Origin of the sequence: Xanthobacter agilis (assembly GCF_021730435.1) — a bacterium.
GTDB classification, from domain to species: Bacteria; Pseudomonadota; Alphaproteobacteria; order Rhizobiales; family Xanthobacteraceae; genus Xanthobacter; species Xanthobacter agilis.
Genome location: NZ_JABWGX010000043.1, coordinates 1 through 24,459, shown reverse-complemented (window position 1 = coordinate 24,459; position 24,459 = coordinate 1). Strand labels below are relative to the sequence as shown.

At 69.3% G+C, this 24,459-nt stretch carries 21 protein-coding genes; 10 read left to right on the top strand and 11 right to left on the bottom strand.

Features of this window, described 5'->3' with window-relative positions; all coding sequences use genetic code 11:
* Positions 1-155: 155 nt before the first annotated feature.
* Both pstS and HUW53_RS20585 read right to left on the bottom strand, forming a co-directional pair.
* Positions 156-1,196, bottom strand: a complete 1,041-nt coding sequence (gene pstS, locus HUW53_RS20590; protein ID WP_237347631.1) for a phosphate ABC transporter substrate-binding protein PstS — start codon at positions 1,194-1,196, stop codon at positions 156-158.
* 215 nt (positions 1,197-1,411) lie between these two features.
* Complete coding sequence (locus HUW53_RS20585) at positions 1,412-2,791, bottom strand: ATP-binding protein (RefSeq protein ID WP_237347630.1); 1,380 nt, start codon at positions 2,789-2,791, stop codon at positions 1,412-1,414.
* Positions 2,792-3,207: 416 nt separating this feature from the next.
* Here HUW53_RS20585 and HUW53_RS20580 point away from each other — a divergent pair, with 416 nt between their 5' ends.
* Positions 3,208-3,867, top strand: a complete 660-nt coding sequence (locus tag HUW53_RS20580; protein ID WP_237347629.1) for a hypothetical protein — start codon at positions 3,208-3,210, stop codon at positions 3,865-3,867.
* 245 nt (positions 3,868-4,112) lie between these two features.
* On the opposite strand, the gene HUW53_RS20575 is transcribed toward HUW53_RS20580, so the two are convergent.
* Together HUW53_RS20575 and HUW53_RS20570 are read right to left on the bottom strand one after the other, a co-directional pair.
* Positions 4,113-5,204, bottom strand: a complete 1,092-nt coding sequence (locus tag HUW53_RS20575; RefSeq protein WP_237347628.1) for a putative bifunctional lysylphosphatidylglycerol flippase/synthetase — start codon at positions 5,202-5,204, stop codon at positions 4,113-4,115.
* A 194-nt stretch (positions 5,205-5,398) separates the two neighbouring features.
* Positions 5,399-7,285, bottom strand: a complete 1,887-nt coding sequence (locus HUW53_RS20570; RefSeq protein ID WP_237347627.1) for a potassium transporter Kup — start codon at positions 7,283-7,285, stop codon at positions 5,399-5,401.
* Positions 7,286-7,655: 370 nt separating this feature from the next.
* On the opposite strand from HUW53_RS20570, the gene trmD reads away from it, so the two are divergent.
* Both trmD and rplS read left to right on the top strand, forming a co-directional pair.
* Positions 7,656-8,378, top strand: coding sequence for a tRNA (guanosine(37)-N1)-methyltransferase TrmD (trmD, locus tag HUW53_RS20565; RefSeq protein WP_237347626.1), 723 nt, complete (start codon positions 7,656-7,658; stop codon positions 8,376-8,378).
* Between the two features lie 119 nt (positions 8,379-8,497).
* Positions 8,498-8,908, top strand: a complete 411-nt coding sequence (gene rplS, locus HUW53_RS20560) for a 50S ribosomal protein L19 (RefSeq protein ID WP_237347625.1) — start codon at positions 8,498-8,500, stop codon at positions 8,906-8,908.
* 147 nt (positions 8,909-9,055) lie between these two features.
* Here rplS and HUW53_RS20555 read toward each other — a convergent pair whose 3' ends face one another.
* From HUW53_RS20555 to HUW53_RS20530, 6 genes are all read right to left on the bottom strand, one after another.
* Positions 9,056-9,997 carry a hypothetical protein gene (locus HUW53_RS20555; RefSeq protein ID WP_237347624.1) on the bottom strand — a complete coding sequence of 314 codons (942 nt, stop codon included), beginning with the start codon at positions 9,995-9,997 and terminating at the stop codon, positions 9,056-9,058.
* Positions 9,994-10,917: a hypothetical protein gene (locus HUW53_RS20550; protein ID WP_237347623.1), complete on the bottom strand. Its 924-nt coding sequence runs from the start codon at positions 10,915-10,917 to the stop codon at positions 9,994-9,996. Before HUW53_RS20550 ends, HUW53_RS20555 begins: the two co-directional genes overlap by 4 nt.
* Positions 10,918-10,925: 8 nt before the next feature.
* Positions 10,926-12,503, bottom strand: a complete 1,578-nt coding sequence (locus HUW53_RS20545) for a glycosyltransferase family 39 protein (RefSeq protein WP_237347622.1) — start codon at positions 12,501-12,503, stop codon at positions 10,926-10,928.
* Positions 12,504-12,976: 473 nt separating this feature from the next.
* The gene (locus HUW53_RS20540) at positions 12,977-13,204 is read right to left on the bottom strand and encodes an FmdB family zinc ribbon protein (protein WP_237347621.1); all 228 of its coding nucleotides are present in this window, start codon (positions 13,202-13,204) and stop codon (positions 12,977-12,979) included.
* A gap of 145 nt (positions 13,205-13,349) precedes the next feature.
* Positions 13,350-13,802, bottom strand: coding sequence for a VOC family protein (locus tag HUW53_RS20535; protein ID WP_237347620.1), 453 nt, complete (start codon positions 13,800-13,802; stop codon positions 13,350-13,352).
* 8 nt (positions 13,803-13,810) lie between these two features.
* The gene (locus tag HUW53_RS20530; RefSeq protein ID WP_237347632.1) at positions 13,811-15,004 is read right to left on the bottom strand and encodes a PA0069 family radical SAM protein; all 1,194 of its coding nucleotides are present in this window, start codon (positions 15,002-15,004) and stop codon (positions 13,811-13,813) included.
* Between the two features lie 453 nt (positions 15,005-15,457).
* On the opposite strand from HUW53_RS20530, the gene HUW53_RS20525 reads away from it, so the two are divergent.
* The 6 genes from HUW53_RS20525 (at position 15,458) to HUW53_RS20500 (ending at position 22,399) form a co-directional block, all read left to right on the top strand.
* Positions 15,458-15,610 carry an aa3-type cytochrome c oxidase subunit IV gene (locus HUW53_RS20525; protein WP_237347619.1) on the top strand — a complete coding sequence of 51 codons (153 nt, stop codon included), beginning with the start codon at positions 15,458-15,460 and terminating at the stop codon, positions 15,608-15,610.
* Positions 15,611-15,646: 36 nt separating this feature from the next.
* A complete protein-coding gene (locus HUW53_RS20520; RefSeq protein WP_237347618.1) occupies positions 15,647-16,810 on the top strand; it encodes a Re/Si-specific NAD(P)(+) transhydrogenase subunit alpha in 1,164 nt (387 codons plus the stop codon).
* A complete protein-coding gene (locus HUW53_RS20515; protein WP_237347617.1) occupies positions 16,810-17,265 on the top strand; it encodes a proton-translocating transhydrogenase family protein in 456 nt (151 codons plus the stop codon). The genes HUW53_RS20520 and HUW53_RS20515 overlap by 1 nt, the downstream gene beginning before the upstream one ends.
* 10 nt (positions 17,266-17,275) lie before the next feature.
* A complete protein-coding gene (locus tag HUW53_RS20510) occupies positions 17,276-18,682 on the top strand; it encodes an NAD(P)(+) transhydrogenase (Re/Si-specific) subunit beta (RefSeq protein ID WP_237347616.1) in 1,407 nt (468 codons plus the stop codon).
* Between the two features lie 538 nt (positions 18,683-19,220).
* Positions 19,221-22,007: a malto-oligosyltrehalose synthase gene (gene treY, locus HUW53_RS20505; protein WP_237347615.1), complete on the top strand. Its 2,787-nt coding sequence runs from the start codon at positions 19,221-19,223 to the stop codon at positions 22,005-22,007.
* An 86-nt stretch (positions 22,008-22,093) separates the two neighbouring features.
* Positions 22,094-22,399, top strand: coding sequence for a hypothetical protein (locus tag HUW53_RS20500; protein WP_237347614.1), 306 nt, complete (start codon positions 22,094-22,096; stop codon positions 22,397-22,399).
* On the opposite strand, the gene HUW53_RS20495 is transcribed toward HUW53_RS20500, so the two are convergent.
* Positions 22,338-23,297, bottom strand: coding sequence for a pirin family protein (locus HUW53_RS20495; RefSeq protein ID WP_237347613.1), 960 nt, complete (start codon positions 23,295-23,297; stop codon positions 22,338-22,340). The genes HUW53_RS20500 and HUW53_RS20495 overlap by 62 nt on opposite strands.
* A gap of 252 nt (positions 23,298-23,549) precedes the next feature.
* Here HUW53_RS20495 and HUW53_RS20490 point away from each other — a divergent pair, with 252 nt between their 5' ends.
* Positions 23,550-24,407 carry a class I SAM-dependent methyltransferase gene (locus HUW53_RS20490; RefSeq protein ID WP_237347612.1) on the top strand — a complete coding sequence of 286 codons (858 nt, stop codon included), beginning with the start codon at positions 23,550-23,552 and terminating at the stop codon, positions 24,405-24,407.
* Positions 24,408-24,459: the final 52 nt, after the last annotated feature.

Here is a 24,459-nt window from a genome sequence, read left to right as displayed (position 1 = left end):
GTCATCGCGCGCCCCGAAGGGACGGCGCCGAGGGCAGGCCGCACCGGAACACCCCGGCGCGGGAAGGCAGTAACGGGCCGACATCACCCGCAACCGCTCCCGTGACCTCGTCCGCACCCGGTGCGGACGAGGTCTTTCCGTTCAAACCCGCGGGCTCAGAGGACCGGCTTGCCTTCGGGGGTCAGGATTTCCTTCTTGAGGGCTTCCTCGACCCGCTTCACAACCGATTCCGGCAGCGGGATATAGTGGAGCTTCTCCGCGATCTCACGGCCTTCCTTGCCGTAGGCCCACTTGAAGAACTCCATGGTCGTGCGCGCGGCCTCGACGTTCTTGGGGTCCTTGGGCAGCAGCACATAGGTGGGGCTGACGATCGGCCAGGCCTCGGGGGCCGGGGCGTCGATCATGGACGCGGCGAAGTCCTTAGCGTTGTCCCAGTCGGCGGCGGCGGCGGCGGCCTCGAAGCCCTTGGTGTCGGGCTCCACGAACTTGCCGGCCTTGTTCTGAAGCTGGGTCACCACCAGCTTGTTGGCGGCGGCGTAGATGAACTCCACGTAGCCGACGCCACCCTTGGTGTTCTTCACAGTGCCGGTGACGCCTTCGTTGCCCTTGGCGCCCGAGCCGACCGGCCACTGCACGGAGGTGGCCGAGCCGACCTTGGACTTCCACTCGGGGCTGACGGCCGAGAGGTAGGAGGTGAAGATGGCCGTGGTGCCCGAAGCGTCCGAACGGTACACGGGCACGATCGCCTGCGACGACAGCTTCACGCCGGGATTGAGGTCGGCGATCGCCTTGTCATCCCACTTGGTGATCTTGCCGAGATAGATGTCGGCCAGCACCGGACCGGTCAGCTTGAGCTGGTTGGTGACGACGCCGTCCAGGTTCACGGTCGCAACCACCGAGCCGATCACGGTCGGGAACTGCAGCAGCTTGTTGGCGGCCAGCTTCTCGGCGGGAACAGTGGCGTCGGAAGCGCCGAAGTCCACGGTGCGGTTGATGATCTGGTTCTGACCACCGCCCGAGCCAATGGACTGGTAGTTCAGCGCATTGCCGGACTTCTCTTTATACTTCACGCCCCAGGCCTGGTACACGGGGGCGGGAAAGGAGGCGCCAGCGCCGGTAAAGTCGACGGCCTGAGCGCTACCGGCAAACATCATGCCGGCCACGGCGAAAGCGCCGAGAGCAGTGGTGAGCTTCACGATTTCTCTCCTTGCCAATGTCATTGCTGCCCGACGACCCCGGCGGCCCCATCCGCACCCGCAGAATGCATCCTCTTGCACTCGCAGGGCACGCCCATGACCCCGGCCGTGACGCAACACTGGGCGACGAACTTCTAATCCGTGCGCGCCAAGGTTCTATGACCACGACGTGACACAGGCATGACGAAATAAGCGCCTGTCACACCATCGCTAATTTAGTTCCCCGACGAAAGATCCAGGCGGACGGAGAAAGTCGCCCCGGCGCCGAGGGTGCTTTCCACGCCCAGGCGGCCCCGGTGGCGCGCCACGATGTGCTTCACGATGGCGAGGCCGAGGCCGGTTCCGCCCTGGTCCCGGCTCGCCGCCACATCGACGCGGTAGAAGCGTTCGGTGAGGCGCGGCAGGTGCTCCGGCGCAATGCCGGGGCCGAAATCGCGAACGGAAACCACCCCCACGGGTCCGCGCGGGCCGGGCTCGCGGCTGAGGGTGACGCGGACCTGCTTGCCGCCCGCGCCATACTTCAGCGCATTTTCGACCAGGTTTTCAAACAGCCGGATGAGTTCGTCCCGATCCCCGCGCACCGGTAGATCCGCCGTCTCCCGATCCAGCTCCAGTTCCACGCTGCGCTCAGCCGCCAGGGGCGTGAGGGTGTCGCACACATGGGTCACGATGGCCGACAGCTCCACCTCCGTCTCCGGCTGCACATGGGCGTTCAGCTCGATGCGCGACAAGGAGAGCAGATCGTCGATCAGCCGGGACATGCGCCGCGCCTGGGCGGCCATGATGGACAAAAAGCGCTCCCGCGCGGCGACATCATTGCGGGCTGGCCCCTGGAGCGTCTCGATGAAGCCCGACAGGGAGGCCAGGGGCGTGCGCAGCTCATGGCTGGCATTGGCCACGAAATCGGCCCGCATCTGCTCGACGCGGCGCTGTTGCGTCAGGTCGCGAAACGTCAGCAACACGGCGTCAGGCGAGGCGCCCGGCTGCTTCCAGGTTGCGGCGTCCAGGTGCAGAGGCACCACATGGGCCTCCAGCCACCGGTCCAGGGGCACCCGTTCGGCGAATTCCACGCGGCGCGGCAGCCCATCGGTTGCGGCCGCCCGCACCGCGTCGAGCACCTCGGGCACCCGCACCAGGAACGACAGTGGATCCCCCACCCGCGCGGGCCCGATCGCAAGCCCTACACGGGCGTTGGCGATCATGATCTCCCCTTCGGGCGTCAGCAGCAGCGCCGGCTCGGGCAGGGCGCTGACCACCGCCGCCACCTTCCCGTCGTCGCGCTCGGGGACCGGAGCCGCAGGCGCCACCACGATGGGCGCCGGCCCCGGCACCCGCCAGACCATGGCGCCGCCCAGGAGGACCCCCATGACGAGGCCGAGCAGGGGATCAAGCAGGCCCAGCGTAACCCCTCCCGCCCCGGCGACCACGACGGCGGCCAGCAGCAGCAAGCGCCAGCCCTCGCCGCGCACATGCGCCAAGGGACGGGCCAGAGGATGCGCCACGGGATGCGCCAAGGAGGGCGCCAACGGACCTGCGGCCGAGACCGGCACCGCTCCGGCGACCTGTGTGGTCGCGCTCTTGTCCTGCGCGCTCATCTGCCCTTCCCTTTCGTTCTTCGCTCTGCCCCTCCCCTGCCGCCGCGCTGGCTCGCCCAAGGATGCCCCGCGACACCGCCCCCTCGCGCCGAGCGGCCCGGTGCGCGGCGCGGAACAGGCCGATCGGGTGCGGTCAATGCGGCGACCGTTGCAGCCCATTGAGCGGACGCCATTTTTTCGCGTGGGCGGATACCGTCGACTCAGCCGCGCCCACAGGATCAAGATGGGAGAATCGCGCCGGGATACGAAGGCATTAAGACAGAATCCAACGCCACGCGAGCCGACCGGCGACACCTTGCCGGTCGGCGAGGGTGACGCCGTGTCAAATGGTGACGTAATGTGAACGTAACACGACCCGATGTGACCGGACGACAAGAATGGGTCTGCTATGACACCGTCCGAACAGGGAGAGCCTCATGCTGGTGATGCGATTCATTCGAGCGTCCAGCCGAGCCGCCATCAGCCGCGCCACCTGGGCGGGGTTGGGGCTCGGGTTGGGGCTCGGGCTCGGCACCGCGATCGCAGAGCCGCTGCCCTTCCCCACGGCGGACTTCAACCTGAAGGCGAATTTGCCGCGCAATGCGGTGATGGACATGGCCTACAGCCAGGGCCGCATGCGCGTGGAAATGACGAAACCGGACGTCCCCGGCAGCGTGGTCGGCATCATCGACCTGAACACCCATCGCATGCTGATGCTGAGCCCGCAGATGCCAAAGGTGGCGGTGGAGATCGCCTTGCCGCCCGAATATGTGGTGGGCGCGCTGGCCGGCACCGGCAGCAAGGTCGGTCGGTCCGCGGTCGCCGGCGAATCGTGCGATCTCTGGCAGGTGGACCCGCCGGTGGACCGCAAGCTAGGCCCCACCACGGCCTGCATCACGGCGGACGGCATCGCCCTGCGCACCGAAGCCGAGATCCAGGGGGCCAAGCGCACGCTCTACGAAGTGGCGAGCCTCACCCGCGGCCCCCAGGACCCCAAGCGGTTCCTGCTTCCGCCGGGGGTAAAGGTCGTGAAGATGCCGCAAGGCAAGTTCGGCTCCATCCTCGGCCTTCCCGGCACGCCCGCCAAGCCGCAATAGCGCACCGCGATAGCACGCCGTCATCCCGCGCGGATGGCTGGCCCTGTGTCCGCCCGGCCAGGCTCCGCCAAACGCGTCACCAAATTGCTCCCCCTTGCGTCCCGTCACGTCCGACGCCAAGGGCCTGCCGCAGGGAATACCTTTAGAGCGTTTTCCGTTCGCACCGGCTCACGTCGTGCGCTCTCAGTTTTTACCTTCCCACATGGTCTTCATGCGAACCGGAAGCCACTTCGCTTGAAAATGCTCTAGCGAACCGCCCGGCGGGCGAGATCGGCGGGCGCGCGGGGGGTATCCTGGGACGCCTCGCCCGGCACTGGCGGATCGACGGCTTCCGCGGGCGCTGCGCAGGCCGCGCGGCGGCCAAAACTGAAGGTGCCAAGGCGGATCTCCCGCACGCCCAGCAGCGTGAGCGCGAGGGAGAACGGCACGATGTAATAGAACAGCCGGAAGATCAGCAGCGCGCCCACCATCTCGCTGGCCTCGAACTGGGGCAACGCCAGCAGCAGCGCCGCGTCGAACACCCCGAGGCCACCCGGCGCATGGCTGGCAAAGCCGAGCAGCGTGGCGGTGACGAAGATGACCGCCAGCGACACCGGATCAATATAGGGGTGGGCCGGCATCAGCATGTACATGGCCGCCGCGCACAGGCTGAGGTCGAGGATCCCGATCCCCATCTGCAACAAGGTCGAGCGGCCCGCCGGCAGCGTCACGAACCACGATGAGCGGCCGATATTGCGCGGGGCCGCCGACACCCATGCCACATAGACCGCGAGCAACGTCAGGGCGCCGATGCCGATGAACCGGTTCACCTCCGGCGGCAGGCGGTCCACGGCGGTGGCGGCATCGGGATGGATGGTGATGCCGAGCCCCAGCACCGCCAGATTGCCGAGCCAGAAGGTAAGGCCCGCGATGAAGCAGATCTTGGCCACGTCGATGGCGCCGAGGCCCCAGGCCGAATAGATGCGGTAGCGCACCGAGCCGCCGGTGAAGACGGTGAAGCCCACATTGTGGCCGATGGAATAGGAACAGAAGCCCGACAGCGCCGCCACCCGGTAGGGCACTTGGGTCTTGCCGATGGTTCTCAGGGCGAACCAGTCATAGAAGGTCAGCGTCAAATAGGCACAGGCCACCAGCACGAAAGCGATGGCCACGTGCAGCGGGTCCTTGTGGGACAGCGCCTTCACCACAGCCGCGAACTCGAGCTTGTGCAGCATATGGTACAAGGCCACCGCGGCAACCGCCATGACCGCCAGGCTGGCCACCAGCCCGAGACCGTGCAGACCGACCTTGTCGCGTAGGAAGACCCAAACCCTCGAAAGACCTGCTCTCACGCCCATACCGCCACCATCCCCGCCCCTGGACCAACTCAAGCGCCCATGGCCCGCTTCTTCGGCGAGCTAACCGCGTCCTCGCCCTTGATATTCCGCCAGCCCTTCCGGAGAGCAGGGCCGGTGATCCGGCCTCTCGGCGCGCGTGCCGGCACAAAGCATTAAAAAGCGTCAGCTTGCGGGCAGGTCCCGCATCGGCTTCATCACATTTTCACGGGATAGCCGATCTCCACCGTGCGCGCCCGTGGCAAGCCGAAGCGGTCCACGGAACGCTCGGCATTGCGCGCCAGGAAGGCGAAGACGTGCGCGATGATGTCCCGCAGCCGCACCACCTCGTCGGGCGGGATAATGCGCTCGTGGCCGATCACATAGACCGCCGCATCCGGATCGATGCCGCGCGCGCTCAGGGCCGGGCCGAGAACGGAGGGCACATCGATCTGCTGCATGTAGCCGAAGCGCAGGTCCACCCGCACGAAATTCTCGTTGAGCGTGGTCATCCGCACCCGGTCTTCCACCGAGACGCGCGGCCGCGCCGCGATCCAGACCGAGACGATGACCGCCTTCTCGAACCGCACCTTCAGCAATTCGGCCATGCGCGACAGCGCCACCGGCGTCATGGCGCCCGCGCGCGACAGGAAGATGGCCGTGCGCGGGCTGTCCACGTCGCCGGACCGATCCTTGCGGCCCATGAAGGCATCGAGCGGCTCGGTGAAGCGCACCTGCTGCGCCACCACCGCCTCCAGCCCCCGGCGCCAGCTCACCATGACCACGATGATGACGCTGGCGATGGTCAGCGGCAGCCAGCCGCCATCATGCAGCTTGGTGAGATTGGCCGCGGCGAAGGCGAAGTCCACCGTCAGCATGAACACCGCCATCACCCACACCGTCGGCGCCGGCCAGCCCCAGGCCCGATGCACCTGGGCGATGAACAGCACCGAAGTGGTCACCATGGCGAACGCCACCGCGATGCCGTAGGCCGAGGCCAGCTTCTCCGAGGCGCCGAAGCCGATCACCACCGCGATACAGGAGATCATGAGCAGCCAATTGAGGCGGCCCACATAGATGTGCTGCTCGTTGTGCTCGGAGGTGTAGCGGATGCGCATCGGCGGCAGGTAGCCGAGCTCGATGGCCTGCTTGGCCAGCGAGAACACGCCGGTGATGATGGATTGCGAGGCGATCACCGTCGCCGCCGTGGCCAGGAACAGGAGCGGCACGTCGAACAGGTCGGGCGACAGATCGTAGAAGGGATTGCGCACCGCGTTCGGGTCCACCAGCAAGATCGCCCCCTGCCCGAAATAATTGAGCAGCAGCGCCGGCATGGCCACGAACAGCCAGGCGCGGGCGATGACCTTGCGGCCGAAATGGCCCAGGTCCGCATACAGCGCCTCGCCGCCGGTGACAGCCAGGAAGCACGCGCCGAGGATGACACCCGCCAGCCCCGGATGATTGACCATGAGCATGATGCCGTGGCGCGGATCGAGCCCCGCCAGCACCTGCGGCGCCTGCACGATGCCGTGGACGCCCATGGCCGCCAGCGCGGCGAACCACACCAGCATGATGGGGCCGAAGAAGGAGGCGATGCGCTCCGTGCCGAGCCGCTGCGACAGGAAGATGGCGAGCAGCACCAGAACGGTGAGGATCACCACCCAGTGCTCCAGTTCCGGCGCAATCACCTGCAGCCCCTCGATCGCCGAGAGCACGGACATGGCCGGCGTCAGCACGCCGTCGCCGATGAGCATGGCCGAGCCGATGAGCCCGGCCGCCAGAAGATACCAGCGCCGCCCCAGGGCGCTGCGATGCAGATCGAGCAGCGTCACCAGCGCGAGGATGCCGCCTTCGCCGTCGTTGTCGGCCCGCAGCACCAGCATCACATATTTGACCGTGACGGAGAGGATGATGCTCCAGGTGATGAGCGAGAGCAGGCCCAGCACGTCCTCGCCCATGAAATTGGTGCCGCCGACGGCGAGCACGCCCTGCTTCAAGGCATAAAGGGGACTGGTGCCGATATCGCCGAAGACGACGCCCAGGGCGCCAACTTCCGCCGCGAAAGGTAGGATACGCGTGCGGTCACGGGTGAGGCTGGTGGCCATGGCGACGAGTCCGGCCCTTCAGCGCGCGCGCTTGTGGAAAAGGAAATGGATGCGGATCAAGATGTCGCCATCACTTTCGCACCAGGTTGCGCCCTGTGACCCGGACGGAGCTTCGATCAAGGGAGGCCCCCGCAGCACTTGATCCCGCATGATAGCGGATGCTCCACACCTAGCTCTGTTCGCGTGGGATGACAATGCGCGGCTCTGTGACGCCTGGGTCCCCCCGCCCGGCTCCGGCCGCGGGCATTTGACCTTGGGCATTTGACCTTGGCCCCCATCTCGCCCATGAGCGGATACGGCCCGCAGCGCGCCCCGCGAGCGGAGCCGGCGCGCGGGCCCACCAATGACCGGAGAAGAGACCGTTTCCACCATGACTTTCCGGGCCAGCGTCCTCACCCTTTATCCGGAGATGTTCCCCGGCCCCCTTGGCCATGCCCTCGCCGGCAAGGCCCTCGCGCGCGGACTGTGGACCTTGGACGCCCTGCAGATCCGCGATTTCGCGCTCGACCGCCACCGCTCGGTGGACGACACCCCAGCGGGCGGCGGGCCGGGCATGGTGATGCGCGCCGATGTGCTCGCCCGCGCCATCGATGCCGCCGCCCCGCCCGGCGACGACCGCCCGCGCCTGCTCATGACGCCGCGCGGACGCCCGCTCACCCAGGCGCGGGTACGCGAGCTGGCGGCGGGCCCCGGCGCGGTCATCCTCTGCGGCCGGTTCGAGGGGGTGGACGAACGCATCGTCGCGACACGGCAGCTCGAGGAAATCTGCGTCGGCGACGTGGTGCTGTCGGGCGGGGAAGCGGCGGCGCTCCTGCTGCTCGACGCCTGCGTGCGGCTGATCCCCGGTGTCATGGGCAAGCTCGCCAGCGGAGAGGACGAGAGCTTTTCAAGGAACCTCCTGGAATATCCGCAATATACCCGCCCCCAGGAGTTCGAGGGGCGCGCCATTCCCGAGGTGCTCACCAGCGGCGACCATGCCCGCATCGCCCGCTGGCGCCAGGCCGAGGCACAGGCCATCACCCGCGCCCGCCGTCCCGACCTGCTGGGCACCGCCCCAACGCCCGGCGACCACCGGGGACAGGAAAGAGAATGACACCGCCCTCATTCTCGGCTATGGAGCCGCGTCCCCTGAACTGACAACGACACGATGCGGCGCCGGGACGGGCGCGGATGAATCCGCGTTTTTAAAGGACGCTGCTAGAGGTTGGTGACATGAACATTATCCAGACGCTCGAAGCCGAGCAGGCGACGAAACTCGCCGAAAAGCGCGCAATCCCGGAATTCCAGCCGGGTGATACCGTGATCGTGAATGTGAAGGTCGTCGAAGGCGAGCGCACCCGCGTGCAGGCCTATGAGGGCGTGGTCATCGCGCGCTCCGGCGGCGGCCTGAACGAGAGCTTCACGGTCCGCAAGATTTCCTATGGCGAAGGCGTGGAGCGCGTGTTCCCGGTCTATTCGCCGCTGATCGACTCCATCAAGGTGGTCCGTCGCGGCAAGGTGCGTCGCGCCAAGCTCTATTACCTGCGCGACCGTCGCGGCAAGTCCGCCCGCATCGCCGAGCGCCAGGACCGCACCGCCGACGGCAAGGTGAAGAAGGCGCCGGCCCCCACCGCCGCCGAGTGAACGCGCATCACGTCAATGCGCGCCGCGTGAGGTCACGCGGAAGATCAAAGGATCGGGGACGCCGCTTGGTGTCCCCACCTCCTTATTCCACGCCGCCGGTTCGCCCGGCGGCGTTTTTGTTTGCCGCGGGCGTTTTCGACGCGGCCGTCAACCCTTGGGCGGCTCCACGTCCACGAGGCGGGAGAACAGCCCCTCGGGATCGGCATCGAAGGCGCGCCGCACCGCATCGAGGGCGCTCACCCCGCCGCGATAGCTGGCGCCCCCCACATGCAGCCAGCCGTCCAGCAGCATCTTCGGCTCGCTCCAGCCGCCGTCGATCTCCGGCACGCTCACGGTGCGCATCTTCGGCCACTTGAGCGCCTTGGGATCGAGATCGCGATAGAGCGCATACCAATTGCGCCCGCCGGTATCCGTGCCCAGCAGCCGGTCTGGCCCGAAATCCAGCGCCAGGGCGGCCAAGCTGCCGTCGAACACGGAGAAGCCCGGCCACAGGTACCAGGCCTTGACCCGCGAGCTCCAGCGCTTGACCCCGTAGCACGGCTGCTGCGCCACGGTGGCCGCGAGATCCATGGGCTTCAGCGCCACCAGATCATGGTCGAGCAGGGCGAAGGTCTTGGGCGCCACCGGCCGGATGATATTGTGAAACACCCAATTGGCCGCCGCCGCATGGGAACGGGCCGAGCGCACCCGCACGAACGGCGCCGGCGGCAGGGGCAGATAGGGCAGCCCCTTCTCGGCGGCGATGATCGCGTGCGCCGCGCGGGCCTCGGGCTCGGTGGAATTGTCGCACACCAGAAGCGGCGTATCCGGCAGGAAGCGGGCCATGGAATCGGCCAGCAGCGCCACCGCTTCCGGCACATTGTAGGCGATGGTGAGGGCCAGCGTGTCGGCGCCAAGCTCCCGCAACGCGCGCACCACCGCATCCTGCCCCGCCGCGACGCGGCTGCGATAAAGGCGGTCGAGGACGGCATAGCGCGCATGGTTGAGCCACGGCAGGCCCGGCACCTGCGCCAGCCGCCCGGCGAACACCAGCGGCTCGACGGATTTCGCGCGACGGAGCCGCAACGCCCGCAGTTGGGGGCCCTTCATGTCCGCACTCCAGCGGCAGAGCGCCGATGTCCAGCGCCGGCGCGCAGCCGCGCGAGGAGCCCGTCGGGATCGGCCTCGAACGCCTGCCGCACATGGGCCAAGGCCCGATCCCGCCAGCCATGGCCGGCGCCACCCGCGTGCAGCCAGCTATCGGCCAGCAGATGCGGCTCGTCGGTTCCGGTTTCCGGATCGGTCACGTACACGGTGCGCGTCTCGGCCCAGGCCAGCGCCGCGCGATCGAGGCCGCGATAGAGCACGCTCCAATTCTGCCCGCCGGTATCGAGGGTGAGCGGGGTGTCGGTGCCGAAATCCAAGGGCAGATCCTTCACGGCTGCATAATCGAACACGCTGTAGCCGGGCCACAGATACCAGGCGGAGCCCGTGCTTGCGGTCCGCACCATGCCATAGCACGGCTGCCGCGCGACCTGCGCCGAAAGATCCGTGGGCGCCAGGGGGATCAGGTCGTGGTCGAGGAGCGCGAACACGCGGGGCGCCGCGGGCCGGATCAGGTTCGCGAGGATCCAGTTGAGCGCCACGGCGTGCGAGCGCGAGCCATTGCGCGCGCCGTGGTAGGGCGAAGGCGGTAGTGGGCAATACGCGAGGCCCCGCGCCGCGCACAGGGCCGCGATCTCGGCCCGCGCCTCGGGCCGGCTGGAATTGTCGCACACCACCAGCGGCGTGCCCGGCAGGTGGCGGGCCATGGCGGCGTCGAGCAGGGCCACCGCCTCCGGCATGTTGAAGGCAACCGTGAAGGCAAGAACCTCGCGGCCGGAAAGGTGGGCCACCAGTTCGTCTTGCCCGGCCGCTCGCCGGCGCCGGTAAATCCGGTCCACCAGGAGGTTCCGCAGGCGCCGCAGGCGGTGCGTCAGCGGCACCGCCGTCAGCCATTCGGCCGGGGAATAGTCGCCGAGAGCGCGCATCTGCCCTCCTATGGCGCCGGGGTTGCGGCGGACGAGGGGGCCGGCGCCGTCTCCGGCTGCGCCGGGGCGGACGCTTCGAGAATCGCAAACAGCCGGGCCGCATCGCCCCCGTCGGGTCGCGAAAAACGGCCGAGCAGCCGGAAGCGCTCCGGATGGACCGCGAGCGCGGCTTCCACCACGCCGCGCACCGAGCCATCCGCCCCCGGCGCGCCGCCGGTGATGGCGAGATAGCCCACACCCATGCCGTCGAGGCCGACCAACAGGTCCTCGGGAGTCGGATACAGCAGGCCCCCTTGCGCCGGGCCGGGCTGTGGCACCGCGAGCGCAGCGCGCGCCGGCACCACGAAGCTGCGCCGCGCGCGGTCACGCTGGGCCACCGCCGCGATCAGCGCGCCTTCGCCATCGCGGTCCGCCACCACCAGGAGCGCCGGCGGGCGGCTGGTATCGGCCAGGAAGGTTTGAGCCACCGCATCAAGGCCGAGCGCCGGCTTTGTGACCGGCACCAGCAGCGCCGGAAAGGCGGCAAGCAGCATCACCAGCGCCACCGCCAGCCCGGCCAGCGTGCGCCAACCGCTGGTGACAAGCCCGATGAGACGCAGCCCGCCGACCGCCGCGAGCATGACCAGGGGTGCGAGCAGCGGCAGCCACGGCGCTTCCCCCTCCTGGGGCAGCAGCGCGAGGGTCCCGGCGAAAATCACCGCCAGCAGCAGCAAGACCAGGGGCAGGCGGGGCGCCGCTTCCCGGCGCAGGTCCAGGGCGACGAAACACGCGCCGGCGGTCGCCAGGGCGGTCAAGACGAAGCCAAGCGCGCCCACGATCGCGAGCGGCGCCACCGCGACCGGGGACAGAACCCCATCGGCCAAAGCGGCGCGCACCATGGGCAGGGTGCCGAGGGTCCAGGGGCCGGCGAGCACGGCGATCAGCACCAGCGGCAGCCAGAAGGCGCGGCGCCGCAACAGCCTGAGGCGTCCGGTCGCCACCACCGCGAGGAACGGGAGCAACACCAGGGCGATGCCGGTGACCTTGGTCAGTATCGCGGCGGCCGCCAGAAGGCCGAACAGCAGGCCATCGCGCAGCCGCTCATGATCGAGAAAGGCGGCATAGGCCAGGGCCGCGCGCAGCATCAACACGGCGAGCAGCAGGTCGAGCCCGACCACCAGCGTCGCCTCCCGCAGGGCGGGGAGCACCATCAGCACCGCCCCGACCGCGACCCCCGGCAACACGCCGATGCGCTGTGCCGTCGCCCAGCCGGCGCTGACCACGAGCAGCGCCGCCAGCAGCGCGGGCAGCAGCAGCACCGCCGGCGTCGACGGCGCCAGCTGATGGAGCCAGAGGCCTTCCAACACATAATAGAAAGGCGGCTGCAGGCCGAGCACCACGCGCGGATAATGCAGGCCATAATCGGCAATGAAGGCGAGCGGTGCGGGCAGGCCGGCGCCAAGATAATCGGCGATCATGAGGCCGGTCACCACATGGCCCGCCTCCTCCGGTCCCTTGGCCGAAAACTCCGCCATATAGGCGCCCGAGGCCCGCTGCTGCACGACGATCAGCACCGTCATCAAGGCCACCAGGATCAGGAAGCCCAAGCCGTGCAGCGCGGCTGTTCCAAGGCTTCGCGGGCGGTCATCGCGCGCGGGGTCCGTGCTCGGGCCCGGCCTTGCGCCTTGCGCCGCGTTTTGAGCCACCCCTTGCGCCATGTTCTGCGGCACGTTCGCTCCTCCGCCGGTCATCTCCGCCCGCGCCAGAGCGGCGCGCCAATGCGACCTCATCCGCCGGGTCAGGACTGCTGCCTTCTAGAAGGAGATGGAGCGATCGTCCATGGGCGGCACCACCGAGGCGGCGGCGGGGGGAAGCGATGACATATCGGCGATGGCACGACTGCGGCATCGGCGGAAACGCCTCTCGGGAGGCGTGGGGAACGCGGTGATGTCGGAACGCGGACCCGTTCCGCCGCTCGGTCAAGGTCAACCGAGGTGACCCGTCACCCGTGAGAAACCGACACGGCGCGCAAGCCGGGGAATCCCCGTGCCGCACGCGCGCGCAGGCGGGCGCGCTGCGTTCAGGTGCCGCGCTCACCCTTGCCGAAGTTGTTCAGGTGCCCCTCCCGCTCCGCCTGCTTGCGCCACACCTTGGCCGCCGCCTTGAGCTTGGCGTCGGGGGCGATGCGCGACATCAGGCGCTCCAGTTTCTGGCTGCCACATTTGGGGCACACGGGGGTATCGGAGATGCCGACCAGCAACTCGCTGTTCGTGTCGCAATCCGGACAATGGAACCCATAAAGCGGCATGACGCGGCCTCTGTACCGGCGCCGGCAGGCGCCCTGAAAGGATTGGCGTTGCGCCCGGCACCGTCGCGCCGGACACCGGCGGGCGAATGGCACCGCGTGGCGCAGGAGATCAAAGCAAATTTTGCGCCAATTTAGCCCCCCCCGCTCAGGCGCCGGCGTCGGGCAGTGTCAGCCGGCCCTCCACATCCAGCGGGAAGAAGGGATTATGAGCGACCTCCCACAGATGTCCGTCGGGATCGGCGAAATAGCCGCTCGTGCCGCCCCAGAACACCGCCTGGGCCGGCTTCACGCAGGTGCCGCCGGCGGCCACCGCGCGCCCGATCACGACCGCGACCGCGTCGGCTTCCGGCACATTGCACGCCAGGGAGAGACCCCGAAACGCCGGAAGATCCCCACCCGGCTCCAGGGCGGCATCCTCCGCCAGCCGGTCGCGGGGATAAAGGGCGAGCACCACGGGTCCGGCGCGGAAGAAGGCGATTCCGGGCGCGTCCCGATCTCCTCGCAAGAGGCCCATGGCCACGTAGAAGGCGCGGGCGCGGTCCAGATCGGCGACGCCAAGGGTCACGAGGCTCAGGTGAAAGGACGCGTCGGGCGACATGTGACACCTCAATCAAACAGGGAGAGCTGTTCACCAATCGGCTTGGGATGGCGGAAATGGGCGGTCGAAAGCTTCACGCCGCGCCCGTCCAGCCCCAGCCGGCGGGCGACGATCTCGAACCGGCGACCGAGGGTCCAGGCATAGGGCCCCTCCCCCCGCATGCGGCTGCCATAGGCGGAATCGTAGTCCTTGCCGCCGCGCATCTGCTGCAGCAGCGCCAGCACATGCCGCGCCTTGTCGGGGAAATGGGTCACCAGCCATTCCCGGAACAGGTCCGCCACCTCCAGCGGCAGGCGCAGCAGCACATAGCCCGCCTCCCGCGCGCCGGCGGCCTTCGCGGCGTCGAGAATGCGCACCAACTCCATGTCGTTGAGGGCGGGAATGAGGGGCGCCGTCATGACCGCAGCCGGAATGCCGGCCTCGCTCAGGCGCTGGAGGGTGCCGAGCCGCCGCTGCGGGCTTGCCGCGCGCGGCTCCATAAGGCGCGAGAGGTGGGGATCGAGGGTGGTGATGGACACCGCCACCTTCACCAGCCCCTTTTCCGCCATGGGGGCAAGAATGTCGATGTCCCGCGCCACCAGGGCCGATTTGGTGACAATGGCGACCGGATGGCCGAAATCCCGCAGCACCTCCAGGATGCGCCGCGTGACCTGATATTGCCGCTCGATCGGCTGGTAGGGATCGGTATTGGTGCCCATGGCGATTACCCGCGGCTGATAGCCGGGGTGCGACAGCTCCCGCGCCAGCAATTCCGGCGCGTCCGGCTTCACGAACAGCTTGGTCTCGAAATCGAGCCCGGCCGAGAGCCCGTGATAGGCATGGGTCGGCCGCGCGAAGCAGTAGACGCAGCCGTGCTCGCAGCCGCGATAGGGGTTGATGGAGCGATCGAAGCCGATATCCGGCGACTGGTTGCGGGTGATGACGGCGCGCGCCCGCTCCTCCGTCACCTCAGTCTTGAACGGCGGCAGATCCTCCAGGCTCTGCCAGCCATCGTCGAAGCGCACCCGCGCCGCCGGCTCGAAACGACCCGCCGCATTGGAGACCGCACCCCGCCCCCGCCGCCGCGGCGCCTCCACCTGCGCCCCGACCAACGCTCCAGCCGGAGCGACGATGCCAGGCGCACCCGTGGCCGGCGCAGGCGATCCGTCGCCGGCGTCCGCACCCGCCGCCACCCGCGCGGCGTCGGCCTGCGCCCGCGCCATGGCCGCGCGATCCGCCTCCAGTCGGCCCAGCACCGTGCTGGACCGCGCCCGCTTGGGCGCACGCCCCGCGGTGAGGCTCGCCTCGGCAGCGCCCATCTCGGCCTCCACACCCTCGGGCGGCGCGGCGCGCGCGCTCTTGTGCGACGGGCCCCTCCCATGCCGACCCGCGCCCCGCGGCGCGACAGGATCACAGGCGTGCGGCTTGCCCTCCAGAAGGGGGAGCGCCGGCGGCGAAGCAGGGGGGATGTGCGCATCGAGGCTCATGCATCGAAAGCTAACACCACGCTGCGAACAAAACAAGAACATATGATCGCAAGAACGCCGCCGACCCTTGATGGACCGTTGGCGGCGCGCGATACTCTAATGTACGCTGAAGTACGCCGCGTTCAGCGGTTGCCAGATGTCGGAGCCTCCGTTAAAGGCCGTAGAGGCTATGCGCCGAGGGAGAAGAACATGGCGGAACATGCGACGCTTGAGTACGCCACCGCCGGCGGCAATGATTATGCCGAGCACCTGCGCACATACGCTCTCTTCACGGCGCTTGCCAAATGGGGGACCCTGACGGTCGCCGCCGTGCTCGTCCTAATGTGGATCTTCCTCCTCTGAGCCCTTTGAAAGCCCGGAGCACTGGAGACATTTCAGATGAAAATCGCTGTCGTCGCCGAGGTTCACCTCGGCGAGCCGCGGGTCGGTGCGACCCCGGATACGGTGAAGCGTCTCGTGGCCCTCGGCGGCACTGTCGTCGTCGAGAGCGGCGCGGGCCTCAAAGCCGGCATTCTTGATGCCGAATATATCGCAGCGGGCGCCGCCGTCGTCGCCTCCGCAGCCGAAGCCCTCTCCGGTGCGCAAGTGGTACTCAAAGTTCGGCGTCCGGAGGAAGCCGAACTTTCGTTGTATACACCGGGAACCATCGTTCTCGCCATCATGGACCCCCATGGCCATGAGGCGGCGCTAGAGGCCATGGCGAAGGCCGGCATCAGCGCCTTCGCCATGGAGCTGATGCCCCGCATCACCCGCGCCCAGGTGATGGACGTGCTGTCCTCCCAGGCCAACCTTGCCGGCTACCGGGCCATCATCGATGCGTCTTACGAGTTCAACCGCGCCCTGCCGCAGATGATGACCGCGGCCGGCACCGTGCCGGCGGGCCGGGTGTTCGTGATGGGTGCCGGCGTCGCCGGCCTCCAGGCCATCGCCACCGCGCGCCGCCTCGGCGCCATCGTCACCGCCACCGACGTGCGCCCCGCTTCCAAGGACCAGGTGGCCTCGCTGGGCGCCAAGTTCATCGCGGTCGAAGACGAGGAGTTCAAGCAGGCGGAAAGCGCCACCGGCTATGCCAAGCCCATGTCGGCCGAATACCAGGCCAAGCAGGCGGCGCTCGTGGCCGAGCATATCAAGAAGCAGGACATCGTCGTCACCACCGCCCTCATCCCCGGCCGGCCGGCGCCGCGCCTGCTGAGCGCCGAGATGGTGGCCTCCATGCGCCCTGGCTCGGTGGTGGTCGACCTCGCGGTGGAGCGCGGCGGCAATGTGGAAGGCTCCGTCGCCGGCGAGGTGGTGGAGATCGGCGGCGTGAAGATCATCGGCCATCACAACATGCCGGGCCGTCTCGCCGCCTCCGCCTCTCCGCTCTACGCGAAGAACCTCTACAACTTCTTTGAGACCATGGTGGACAAGTCGGCCAAGACGCTGGCGGTCAAGTGGGACGACGAACTGGTGAAGGCCACCCTCATCACCCGCGACGGCGCCGTCGTGCATCCGAGCTTCGCCCCCAAGACCGTCTCGCCAACCTCTGAGGGAGCCGCGTGATGAATCCCGTTGCAGCCCAGACCGCGGCGGACGCCGCAGCCCAAGCGCGGGGCTTCGCCGAGGTCGCCCGCCAGGCGGCCGACGCCGCCCAGATCTATGCCGACCAGGCGGCCGCCGCCCTCGGCGCGGCGGCAAGCTCCGCCACCGGCGGCGCCATCGACCCGTTCGTGTTCCGCCTGTCCATCTTCGTGCTGGCGGTGTTCGTCGGTTATTACGTGGTGTGGTCGGTGACCCCCGCCCTGCACACGCCGTTGATGAGCGTCACCAACGCCATCTCGTCGGTGATCGTGGTGGGCGCTCTGCTCGCCGTGGGCGTCACCACCGTGGGCGATCCCTCCCACGCCTGGTGGGCGCGCATCTTCGGCTTCATCGCCCTCATCCTGGCGGCGGTGAACATCTTCGGCGGGTTCATGGTGACCAGCCGCATGCTCGCCATGTACTCAAAGAAGAAGTGAGGCCCGAGAGATGACCGTCGATATCGCGGCCCTGCTCTATCTCGTTGCGGGCGTCCTGTTCATCCTGGCCCTGCGGGGCCTCAGCCATCCCACCACGTCGCGGCGGGGCAACCTGTTCGGCATGGTGGGCATGACCATCGCCGTGCTCACCACTTTGGCCCTGCAGCCGCCGTCTGACGCGGTGGGCTGGGTGCTGGTGGTCGCCGGCCTCGCCATCGGCGGCGGCATCGGTGCCGTGGTGGCCAAGCGCATCGCCATGACGGCCATGCCGCAACTGGTCGCCGCCTTCCATTCGCTGGTGGGCCTCGCGGCGGTGCTGGTGGCGGCCGCCGCCCTCTATGCGCCGCGCGCCTTCGGCATCGGCGATCCCGGCCACCTGCACGGGGCGAGCCTCGTGGAAATGTCGCTGGGTGTGGCCATCGGCGCCATCACCTTCACCGGCTCGCTGATCGCCTTCGCCAAGCTCAACGGCAACATGAGCGGCAAGCCGATCATGTTGCCGGCTCGGCACTTCATCAACGGCGGCCTCGCCCTGCTGCTGATCATCCTCATCATCGCTTTCGTGAACACCGGCTCGATCGCGCTGTTCTGGATCATCACCGTGCTCTCGCTGGTGCTCGGCGGGCTGCTCATCATCCCCATCGGCGGCGCGGACATGCCCGTCGTGGTCTCGATGCTGAACTCCTACTCGGGCTGGGCGGCGGCCGGCATCGGCTTCACCCTGGGCAACACCGCGCTCATCATCACCGGCGCGCTGGTGGGGTCCTCGGGCGCCATCCTCAGCTACATCATGTGCAAGGGCATGAACCGGTCGTTCATCTCCGTCATCCTCGGCGGCTTCGGCGGCGATGCCGCGGCGGCCGGCGCGGGCGGCAAGGGCGAGGACCGGCCGGTCAAGCAGGGCTCGGCGGACGACGCCGCCTACATCATGCGCAACGCCGAGAAGGTCATCATCGTGCCCGGCTACGGCATGGCGGTGGCCCAGGCCCAGCACGCCCTGCGCGAAATGGCCGAGTTCCTCAAGGAGGAAGGCGTCGAGGTGAAGTACGCCATCCACCCGGTGGCGGGTCGCATGCCGGGCCACATGAACGTGCTCCTGGCCGAAGCCCAGGTGCCCTACGACGAAGTGTTCGAGCTTGAGGACATCAATTCCGAGTTCGCTCAGGCGGATGTCGCCTTCGTCATCGGCGCCAACGACGTGACCAACCCGGCCGCCAAGACCGACCCCGCCTCCCCCATCTTCGGCATGCCTGTGCTGGACGTGGAGAAGGCCAAGACCGTGCTCTTCATCAAGCGCGGCATGGCGGCCGGCTATGCCGGCGTGGAGAACGAACTGTTCTTCCGCGACAATACCATGATGCTGTTCGGCGACGCCAAGAAGGTCACCGAGGAGATCGTGAAGGCGTTCGGCCACTGACAGAGCGCCCCGGCCCCAGCGGCCGGCGGCACAGGCACGACACTGACGGCCGCCGGGTCCCGCCCGGCGGCCGTCGCGCGTTAATACCATCGGCCCCGGTCTTTGACCGGTGCCGAGTGGGTTCGCTCAGGCGCCGCGCGGGCTTGACCAAAGGCCCGTGAGTCACGCTCACGGGCCTTTGGTATAAGATCAAGCTCACATGGCCAGGGGCGGCGCGACTTTCGCGATTCAACGCCGGGGGAAAAGCCTCTACACTCCCGGCCGGATCGGGATGGCGGCGGACGACCGGCGGCCCCTGTGCCCGCCGCGCCACGGCGGCTCCAGGACCGCCAGGGCAAGGGGGCGAAGGCGTGAGTGTTCAAGGGTTTTGCGGCGTTGCCACGCCAGCCGTGACCGCGCACGTCCGTGGCTGGCGCGACACCGGCTCCGTTCGCGGGACCGCCCGTCGCCCCCATCCGCGAACCGGCGGCGGCGCACCCGGTGCCGTAAACGGAAACACCGCGACCAGTCCCATCCCCCACACGGCGCGAGGCAACCTGTGACCCCGCCGCATGGCGCCGTTCGGCTCCAGATCGACTCCGGCTTTCCCCTCGACGCGGCGGCGGCGCAGGTGGACTATTTCGCCGACCTCGGCCTCAGCCACATGGCGATTTCGCCGCTGCTCTCCAGCCGGCCCGGCCTCTTCGGCGGGGTGGTGGACCACGCCACCGTCGACCCGCGCATCGGCGGCGAGGAGGGACTGCACCGGCTGGTGCATGAGCTGCGCCGGCGCCACATGGGCCTCATTGTCGATGTGACGCCCGCCGCCATGGCCGTCGGCGGGGACGACAACGACGTTTGGCGCGACCTCATGGAATGGGGGCGAGACAGCGCGCACGCCCATTGGCTCGACGTGGATTGGCGAAGCGCCGATGCGAGCCTGCGCAACCGTCTCCTGCTCCCGTTCCTGGACCGGCCTTACGGCGCCGCCCTGCAAGACGGCGCCCTTCAGCTCGCGTTCGACAGCGCGCGCGGCGTCCTGCTGGTGCGCCACCGGGAGCACGCCTTTCCCATTTGCCCTCTGGACTACGCCGCCGTGCTGGAGGCCGCGGGCCTTGCCGACGCCGCGGCGCTCGCGGCCCCCTTCGCCGGCCTGTCGCGCCTGCGGCCGTCCGCCGAACAGGTCGCGGCCGCGCGGCGCGAGCTGTCCGCCAAGGCCGCCGGGCCGGAGGGGCGCGCCCTGGTGGCCGCCGCGGTCGGTGCCTTCGACCCCCGGACCGACCCCGGGCGCGCCCGCCTGCACCACCTGTTGGAGCGGCAAAACTACCGTCTTGCCTGGTGGGGCACCGCCGCCGACGCCCTGAACTGGCGGCGCCTTCCCGACACCACCGCCCTTGCCGCCTTGAGGATGGAGCGCCCGGATGTCTTCGACGCCACCCACGGCACCTTGCTGCGCCTTTATGGCGAAGGGCTGCTCGACGGCTTCGTCATCCGCCAATGGGACCTGCTGGCAGACCCCGCCGGCTATGCCCGCCGCCTGCGGCTGAAACTGGAGACCCAGGCCCACCGCGGCGCCACCGCCCGGCCCGCCGCGATCCTCATCGCCGACACGGTGCCGATCGGCGATGCGCTCCCGGAGGGCTGGGATGTCGCCGGCACCGCCGGCGCCGAGGTTCAGGACGCCCTGTCGGCGGTGTTGCATGATGCGGGCGGCGGCGGCGCCCTGTCCGACCTGTGGATCGGCGCCACCGGCGAGCGGCAGCGCCTGGACGAACAACAGGCCGCAGCCAGGCGCCAGGCCCTGCGCACCATCTTCGGCGCCCAGCTCGACGGCGCGGTGCAAGCGCTCCACGAGGTGGCCGAGGCCGATCTCGCCACCCGCGACGCCACGCGCGCGGCGCTCGCGCGGGTGGTGAGCGAGGTCGCGATCGCCCTCCCCGTGCCCCGCACCTATGGGGATCTCGACGGTTTCGCCCCGGCCGACACGGCCCTGTTCGCCGCCGCCCTGAAGCGCGCGCGGCGCCAGCTCTCCCCCGCCGACGCCCTGGTGGCGGACCATGTGAGCGACTGGCTCGGCGGCGTGGCCCCGCGCAGCGTACGCGACTTCGAGCAGGCCGGCGCGCGGGAGCAGGCGATCGCGGCGGTCCAGCAGCTCACCGCCGCGCTCGCGCAGGTCAGCACGGACGAGATGCTGTTCTCCCGCTACGGCCGTCTCATCTCCCGCAACGAAGCCGGGGCGGACCTGTCGCAGGCGGGTTTGAGGCCGGACGCCTTCCACGCCCGCATGACAGCTCGCGCGGCCCGCAGCCCCCATGCCTTCACCCCCACCGGCGGCCCCGGCCAACGCCTGGGCGAGGATACCCGCATGCGGATCGCGGTGCTCAGCGAGGCCCCGCGGGACTGGGAGCCGGTGCTGCGGCACTTCCTGGAGAGCACGCAGCCGTTCCGCTCCCGTCTTGTGGACGGGGTTGCGCCCGAACCCGCCGATACGGTCGTGCTGGCGCAGGCCCTGGTCGGTGTCTGGCCGTCGGCTCTGGAGCCCGACGACGCGCTCGGGCTCGCCGATCTGCATAGCCGGCTCCGGGCCTGGTGGCTGAATGTGGTGCGGGCCGCCCGCCGGCGCACCGATCCGCACTTCGGCGATGCCGATTACGAAGCGGGGTGCATGACCTTTCTCGCCGCCCTGCTGGAGAGCCCGGACGGCCTTCCGGCGCGCCGGATGATCGCCGATCACGTGCCACGACTGGTCGCCGCCGGTACCCTCAACGCTTTGTCCCAGACCGTGCTGAAATGCACCGTCCCCGGCGTCCCCGAGCTGTTCCAGGGCTGCGAGTTCTGGGACCAGAGCCTGGGCGCGATCGATCAGGCGCGCGCGGTGGATTACCGCGCCCGCGCGCACGGCCTCACCACCGGCGACACGCCCGACCAGATGCTGGAGAGCCCCCAGGATGGCCGCGTGAAGCAGGCGGTGCTCGGCCGCCTGCTTCACCTGCGCGCCGCATGGCCGGCCCTGTTCCACGATGGCGACTATCTGCCCCTGACCGTGGAGGGCCGACACGCGCCCCAGGTGCTGGCCTTCGCCCGCCGCCACAGGGATCAGGCCGCCGTCACGGTGGTGACGCGGCTGGCCGCCCACCTGCTCGATGGCCCCTCCGCCTTGGCACCACCCGCCGTGCCGAGGGTGCCGCCATCCCGCTGGGGCGACACCTGCGTGCCCCTGCCCGGCCTCGGCGACGGCAGCTATCGCGACGCCCTCACCGGGCGCGACCTGGAATGTCGGCATGGCCGCATCCTCATTTCGGAGGCGTTGCACAGCTTCCCGGCGGCGGTGCTCCTCAAGGCGTGAGCTGCGAGAGCGGAACCGGCCCGCGGCGCCGCCGTTCCCCCTTGGCCCTGAGCCGCGACCTGCGGCCCGGGCGCCAGGAGGTCTCCATGACCAAGACCCGCAGCCCCCACGGCGCCACGCCGGCGGATGCGTGCCGCACCGCCGCATCCGTCGGCCTCCAGCTCGATGCCGAGCTGGACCAGAGCTTTCCCGCGAGCGACCCGCCCTCCATCCTCCGCGACCCACCGGCCCCCATCTGCGACGAGGCCCCAATCTGCGACGAGGCCTATGTCCCCTCACTGCCTCCCGGCGCGCCGGACCCGGCGCCGGCCGCAGGCGTGGGCGACCACCCTACACGCCGCGCGGACGCTGGGCGCGCGGGCGGCCGGGACCATCATCAGGTGCGGGAATGAAGGTGTCGCGGTCGGTGGGGATCAAATCGAACCGGCCTTGTCGCCACGCCTCGCGCGCGTGCGCGATGCGCTCCAGGCGCGAGGAGACAAAATTCCACCAGATGTAGCGCGGGCCGTCCAGCGCCGCGCCGCCGAGCAGCAGCACCCGCGCCGTCGTGCGCGCCCGCGCCTGGGTCGAAAGGCCGTTGCGGATCATCAGCATTCGACCTTCGGCAAAGGCGGTGCCGTCCACCTCCACCTCCCCTTCCAGGATGAACAGCGCCCGCTCCTCGTGCCCGGCATCGAGGGGCAGCGTGGCGCCCGCCGCAAGGCAAGCGTCCACATAGACCGCCGGCGAGGCCACCGGCACCGGCGAGCGCGCGCCGAACGCCGTGCCGAGGATCACCCGCGCCGAAAGCCCGCCATCCTCGACCCGCGGCAACGCATCGGCCGCCGCATGGACGAAATCGGGTGGCCCGTCCTCCCGCGCCTCCGGCAGCGCCAGCCAGATCTGCACGCCGGACAATGTCCCGCCAGCGCTCTTCACCCGCGCGTCGTGGCGCTCGGAATGCACGATGCCGCGCCCAGCGGTCATCAGGTTGACCGCGCCGGGGGTGATGACCTGCGCGGTGCCGAGGCTGTCCCGATGGGTCATGGTTCCGTCGAGCAGGTAGGTGACCGTGGCAAGGCCGATGTGCGGATGCGGCAGCACGTCTTCCGCCTGATGGGGTCCGAACCGCACCGGCCCCATGCGGTCGAAGAAAATGAACGGGCCGATCATCTGCCCCTGGGCCGAGGGCAGCACCCGCCCCACCTCCATGCCGCCGATGTCCCGGCGGCGCGGAACGAGCACGGTTTCCACCGCCGCGCAGCCGGCGGCATCGCCGGGCGCGGGATCGGGACAGGGCACGACGCTCATGGCCTTCGGTCTCCACAAGAAGCCGCCACGACACACAGCGCGTCGCGGCGCCGCTCCCGGCACGCGTCACAGCATAACGGGGATCCACGCCCATGCCACCGCCGCGCGGGGAACCCTCGCAGCGGTCGGCGCGACACGGCCGGCGGCAGATGTGGCGCTTATGCGCCGGAACGGGCCGCGCGGGCTTGACCAAGGCCCATGGGTGAAGCTCATGTCGGACCACGGCTTGGTTGTACAGGGCAGGCTTTCTTCATGAGACTCGATGCGATGTTCCGGACCGTGCTCGGCAGGCGGCGACCGGAGGGCGCGGACGCCCCCGCGCCCAAGGACAGCACACCCAACCACGGCCGCAAGCGCGCCTTCCGCGCTGCCCTCGCGAGCCTGGAGCTGGTGGAGATCGCACGCCGCGAGGCGCACGCGGCGCCCCGGCTGCTGGACATCGGCGGCGCCCACGGCATCCATGCCCGCTTCTTCCGCAAGTCCATCCCCGGCCTTGAGGTGGACATCATCGACGCGCGGGCCACCGGCACACCGCTCGTCTTCACCGGCTTTTATGAGAACTACCAGCCGGCCACCCCTTACGATTTCATCTGGGCAAGCCATGTGCTGGAGCATGTGCAGAACCCCGGCGTATTCCTGGCGAAGCTCCGCCGGGACCTGAAGCCGGGCGGCTGGGTGGGGCTGACGGTGCCGCCGCTCAAGCATGAGATGACCTTCGCCCACGTCACCTTATGGAACGCCGGCCTGCTGCTCATCAACCTGATCCGCTCCGGCTTCGACTGCTCGGACGCCCATGTGGCCACCGACGGCTACAATGTGAGCGTCTTGGTGCAGAACACCGGCAAGCGCGTCCGCTCCCATTTCGACGCGCTGCCGCAGGGCGTGACGCGGACCGGCAATTATTTCGAGGGGCGCATCGACCGCCTAAACTGGACCGTCAACTCGCTCGATCCCTTCGCACCGCGCGCGGTGGTGCCCGCGGCCACCGACCCTGCCGAGATCATCCGGCGCCATCCCGACGTCTCCTTCGTGCGCACCTCGGCGCGCCGGGAGCATCCGGGCTTCCTCTATCTCGACCACGAGATGGGCGAGGTGCACCCCGTGCATTGACGGCCGATCCGAGGCACGGAATGCAGAAGGGGGCCTGTCCGCGTGCGGACAG